At 52.3% G+C, this 5,788-nt stretch carries 3 tRNA genes and 3 rRNA genes; all 6 read right to left on the bottom strand.

Annotated features, from left to right (window positions below):
* Positions 1-10: 10 nt before the first annotated feature.
* Positions 11-87: transfer RNA gene (locus O3306_RS22230), tRNA-Met, on the bottom strand.
* Positions 88-142: 55 nt separating this feature from the next.
* Positions 143-257, bottom strand: a 5S ribosomal RNA gene (gene rrf, locus O3306_RS22225).
* 89 nt (positions 258-346) lie between these two features.
* Positions 347-3,166 (bottom strand): 23S ribosomal RNA (locus O3306_RS22220).
* A 397-nt stretch (positions 3,167-3,563) separates the two neighbouring features.
* Positions 3,564-3,639 (bottom strand) — tRNA-Ala (locus tag O3306_RS22215).
* A gap of 157 nt (positions 3,640-3,796) precedes the next feature.
* Positions 3,797-3,873 (bottom strand) — tRNA-Ile (locus O3306_RS22210).
* Between the two features lie 158 nt (positions 3,874-4,031).
* Positions 4,032-5,502 (bottom strand): 16S ribosomal RNA (locus tag O3306_RS22205).
* Together the 16S, 23S and 5S rRNA genes with 3 tRNA genes alongside form the textbook arrangement of a ribosomal RNA operon.
* Between the last annotated feature and the right edge of the window lie 286 nt (positions 5,503-5,788).

Genomic DNA, 5,788 nt, shown 5'->3' with positions numbered 1-5,788 from the left:
TCGCTAAATTTGGTTGCGGGAGTAGGATTTGAACCTACGACCTTCAGGTTATGAGCCTGACGAGCTACCGGGCTGCTCCATCCCGCGCCAATTCGTCGGTATTTTACATCGAAGAGAGATACATATCCGAGGGTCTTACTAGGTTTGGCAGCGACCTACTCTCCCACGCCTTAAGACGCAGTACCATTGGCGCGACAGCGCTTAACGGCCGGGTTCGGGATGGGACCGGGTGTTTCGCTTGTGCTATGACCACCAAACCGAGAAAGAACCTCGGATATTCCAAGTCAAGTCATGTGTAGTTGGTGTGTATGACTTTGGTCCTGAAGAAGTCTGACTTCTACTGGATCAAATCAAGCCTATCGAGCAATTAGTACTGGTCAACTGAATGCATTGCTGCACTTACATCTCCAGCCTATCGACGTGGTGGTCTACCACGGCTCTCAGGGATACCTTGTTTTGAGGGGGGCTTCCCGCTTAGATGCCTTCAGCGGTTATCCTGTCCGTTCATAGCTACCCAGCACTGCCGTTGGCACGACAACTGGTCCACCAGTGGAACGTTCACCCCGGTCCTCTCGTACTAGGGGCAACTCCTCTCAAGTATCCTACACCCACGGCAGATAGGGACCGAACTGTCTCACGACGTTCTAAACCCAGCTCACGTACCTCTTTAAACGGCGAACAGCCGTACCCTTGGGACCTGCTCCAGCCCCAGGATGAGATGAGCCGACATCGAGGTGCCAAACACTGCCGTCGATATGGACTCTTGGGCAGTATCAGCCTGTTATCCCCGGCGTACCTTTTATCCGTTGAGCGATGGCCCTTCCACTCGGGACCACCGGATCACTATGGCCGTCTTTCGACTCTGCTCGACTTGTCAGTCTCGCAGTCAGGCTGGCTTCTGCCATTGCACTCAACGAGCGATTTCCGACCGCTCTGAGCCAACCTTCGCGCGCCTCCGTTACGCTTTAGGAGGCGACCGCCCCAGTCAAACTACCCGCCACGCAGGGTCCCGGATCCGGATAACGGACCGCGGTTAGACATCAAAATTGCGAACAGTGGTATCTCAAGGGCGACTCCACACAAACTAGCGTTCATGCTTCAAAGTCTACCACCTATCCTGCAAATCCCAATTCTGATGCCAGTGCGAAGCTGTAGTAAAGGTGCACGGGGTCTTTCCGTCTAACCGCGGGAAACCTGCATCTTGACAGGTAATTCAATTTCGCTGAGTCCACATTTGAGACAGCGGGGAAGTCGTTACGCCATTCGTGCAGGTCGGAACTTACCCGACAAGGAATTTCGCTACCTTAGGACCGTTATAGTTACGGCCGCCGTTTACCTGGGCTTCAATTCAGAGCTCTCACCCCTCCTTTTAACCTTCAGGCACCGGGCAGGCGTCAGACCCTATACGTCGTCTTGCGACTTCGCAGAGCCCTGTGTTTTTAGTAAACAGTCGCCACCCCCTGGTTTGTGCCCCCGGCCAAGACTTGCGTCCAAACCGGGCCTCCTTCTCGCGAACTTACGGAGGTATTTTGCCGAGTTCCTTAAATGTGGTTCTCTCAAGCGCCTTGGTATTCTCTACCGGTCCACCTGTGTTGGTTTAGGGTACGATCTAGCGATGGAGCTATTTCCAGGAACCGATTAGCGGCCCACCCAATCCATTAAGGGTGAACAACCTTCACGATCCGTCACTTCCATCTGGCCCAGGAATATTAACCTGGTTCCCATCGACTACGCCTTTCGGCCTCGCCTTAGGGGTCGGCTCACCCTGCTCAGATTAGCTTTAAGCAGGAACCCTTGGACTTTCGGCGACAGTGTCTCTCACACTGTTTATCGCTACTCATGTCATCATTCTCACTAGTGATCTCTCCACCGGATGGCTCACGCCCCGGCTTCATCGAAAGCTCCGCGTCTCCAATGCAGGCGAACCTGCTAAGGAGACATGGAACTATGTCACACTACGCTCTGCTACCATGCCTTACGGCATCCTAAGCTTCGGCTCATGGCTTGAGCCCCGTTACATCTTCGCCGCAGGACAACTTATTTAGACCAGTGAGCTGTTACGCTATCTTTAAAGGATGGCTGCTTCTAAGCCAACCTCCTGGTTGTTTTGGTCGTCCCACCTGCTTTCCCACTTAGCCATGAATTAGGGGCCTTAGCTGTAGGTCAGGGTTGTTTCCCTCTCGACTACGGACGTTAGCATCCGCAGTCTGTCTGCCATCTAGTACTTCTCGGTATTCGGAGTTTGGTTAGGATCAGTAAGCCTGTGGGGCCCCATTACCCATCCAGTGCTCTACCCCCGAGGGTATTCGGATGACGCACTACCTAAATAGTTTTCGCAGAGAACCAGCTATCTCCGAGTTTGATTGGCCTTTCACCCCTAGGCACAACTCATCCCGACCTTTTTCAACAGGTGTGGGTTCGGCCCTCCAGTAAGTGTTACCTTACCTTCAGCCTGGTCATGCCTAGATCACTCGGTTTCGGGTCTGATCCATCTAACTCATGCGCCCTATTAAGACTCGCTTTCGCTGCGCCTACACCTAACGGCTTAAGCTTGCTAGATAGACCAAGTCGATGACCCATTATACAAAAGGTACGCCGTCACGCTCCGACTGATTGTAGGCGTTCGGTTTCAGGTACTGTTTCACTCCCCTCGTCGGGGTGCTTTTCACCTTTCCCTCACGGTACTGGTTCACTATCGGTCAGTAAGGAGTACTTAGCCTTCGAAGGTGGTCCTCCGATCTTCAGACAGAATTTCACGTGTTCCGCCCTACTTAATACGTCCAATCATGCTTCATATACGGGGCTATCACCCACTATGGCCGTGCTTCCCAACACGTTCTATTCACATTCATGGCTCGGCTGGTCCCCGTTCGCTCGCCGCTACTAGGGGAGTATCAATTGATGTCCTTTCCTCCGGGTACTTAGATGTTTCAGTTCTCCGGGTTTGCTCTTATAAACCTATGTATTCAGTCTATAAGTACCTGTTTTACCGCATTATTAGCTGCTCCGAAGAGCAATAATAACACAGTATCAGGTGGGTTGCCCCATTCGGAAATTCATGGATCAAAGCTTATTCTCAGCTCCCCATGACTTATCGCAGAGTATCACGTCCTTCATCGCCTCTTACTGCCAAGGCATTCACCAAACGCCCTTTTCGCGCTTGATTTGATCCAGAAAAAGCAAGACTTGCTTGCGCGGCAACGGAAGCTGGTAAGAAACCGATGCCTTTATTCTGAACCAAAAGTCATACTTTTTTCCCGCCTGGCCACTCGCGTGACCAGACAATGTTTCAGGTCCGTGCAGACCTGAAACGGTTAGTGTATGTACTTGACTTGGACGACACGCTCTTTTCAGCAGGGATACATCAGGGAGGTTGAGGAAGCAGCCTCGCAAGATGCCTTCCACCGAAGTGGAACCCACTGAGATCATCGCTAACGCGCGACGACCGAACAGTGTCGTTATTTGTATCTCTCTTTACGATGTGAAAGTCGTCCGATTGGACGGCTAAACACTGATAGTGCTTAGCGATCTAATCGTTTTCCAACTGCCAGGCAGTTGAGTTTTGGTGGAGCCTAGGAGGATCGAACTCCTGACCTCCTGAATGCAAATCAGGCGCTCTCCCAGCTGAGCTAAGGCCCCAAGAGCGAATTTCGCAGGACGAAATTTGCGGAAAGCCATCAGCCATTTTCGCTTGCGAAAATGCCGAGAGGCTCAAGAGTGTGGCTATCGCGGCTATTGCTGATTTCCTTGGAAATTCAACTGCCGCCCGTCACTTCCGCTAATGCGAAAATGACGTTGGTGGGTCGAGGAGGACTTGAACCTCCGACCTCACGCTTATCAGGCGTGCGCTCTAACCACCTGAGCTACCGACCCAGACAGGCCGGTAGGCCTGAAATTGACTGAAGAGATATGAGGACGGCTCGGCCCAAATTGAATATGCGAACATATCCAATTGATGTGATCGGCTTTGTTTGCCGATCTGCTAAGTGTTTCACGAAACTGACGTATCAGTCTGCTAGAAACATCCTTAGAAAGGAGGTGATCCAGCCGCAGGTTCCCCTACGGCTACCTTGTTACGACTTCACCCCAGTCGCTGAGCTCACCGTGGTCCGCTGCCCCCTTCGAAAAGGTTGGCGCACGGCCTTCGGGTGGACCCAACTCCCATGGTGTGACGGGCGGTGTGTACAAGGCCCGGGAACGTATTCACCGCGTCATGCTGTTACGCGATTACTAGCGATTCCGACTTCATGGGGTCGAGTTGCAGACCCCAATCCGAACTGAGACAGCTTTTGGGGATTAACCCATTGTCACTGCCATTGTAGCACGTGTGTAGCCCAACCCGTAAGGGCCATGAGGACTTGACGTCATCCACACCTTCCTCCCGCTTATCACGGGCAGTTTCTCTAGAGTGCCCAGCTTAACCTGCTGGCAACTAAAGATGTGGGTTGCGCTCGTTGCCGGACTTAACCGAACATCTCACGACACGAGCTGACGACAGCCATGCAGCACCTGTGTTGTATCCAGCCGAACTGACGAAATCTGTCTCCAGAAATCTCGATACACATGTCAAGGGTTGGTAAGGTTCTGCGCGTTGCTTCGAATTAAACCACATGCTCCACCGCTTGTGCGGGCCCCCGTCAATTCCTTTGAGTTTTAATCTTGCGACCGTACTCCCCAGGCGGAATGCTTAATCCGTTAGGTGTGTCACCGACAAGCATGCTTGCCGACGACTGGCATTCATCGTTTACGGTGTGGACTACCAGGGTATCTAATCCTGTTTGCTCCCCACACTTTCGCACCTCAGCGTCAGTATCGAGCCAGTGAGCCGCCTTCGCCACTGGTGTTCTTCCGAATATCTACGAATTTCACCTCTACACTCGGAGTTCCACTCACCTCTCTCGAACTCTAGACTAGCAGTTTTAAGGGCAGTTCCGGGGTTGAGCCCCGGGATTTCACCCCTAACTTGCTAATCCGCCTACGCGCGCTTTACGCCCAGTAATTCCGAACAACGCTAGTCCCCTCCGTATTACCGCGGCTGCTGGCACGGAGTTAGCCGGGACTTCTTTACCAGGTACTGTCATTATCATCCCTGGCGAAAGAGCTTTACGATCCTAAGACCTTCATCACTCACGCGGCATGGCTAGATCAGGCTTGCGCCCATTGTCTAAGATTCCCCACTGCTGCCTCCCGTAGGAGTCTGGGCCGTGTCTCAGTCCCAGTGTTGCTGATCATCCTCTCAAATCAACTATAGATCGTAGACTTGGTAGGCCATTACCCCACCAACTATCTAATCTACCGCGGGCCGATCCTTCTCCGATAAATCTTTCCCCCGAAGGGCGTATAAGGCATTAGTCATCGTTTCCAATGGTTATTCCTTAGAAAAGGGTACGTTCCCACGTGTTACTAACCCGTCCGCCGCTCACCCCGAAGGGCGCGCTCGACTTGCATGTGTTAGGCCTGCCGCCAGCGTTCGTTCTGAGCCAGGATCAAACTCTCAAGTTGAAAAGCTGTTGCCAGCTTATCCTTGACGTTCGAACCTCTGCACATATTTGTTCCGACCGGCAAAGGCCGGAACGTACTGTCTGTTGTGCTTAGGGTTTCATAAGAAACCGAAAGCCGTCCAAACAGTGAAGCTGTTACTGGTCATCGGGTTGCCCCTACCAGCACGATATATGTGCAGTTGTTTGTTCATCGAATGAACCAAACCGCCCACATATCTCTTCAGATATCATCAATTTCAAAGAACGTGGAACCCAAAAGCTCCGAGACAAAATCAACCGGAAGCGCT

The organism is Roseovarius sp. ZX-A-9, assembly GCF_028369135.1.
GTDB lineage: Bacteria > Pseudomonadota > Alphaproteobacteria > Rhodobacterales > Rhodobacteraceae > Roseovarius.
Note: the sequence above shows the minus strand (reverse complement) of the source record. Positions and strands in the feature narration are given on the sequence as shown.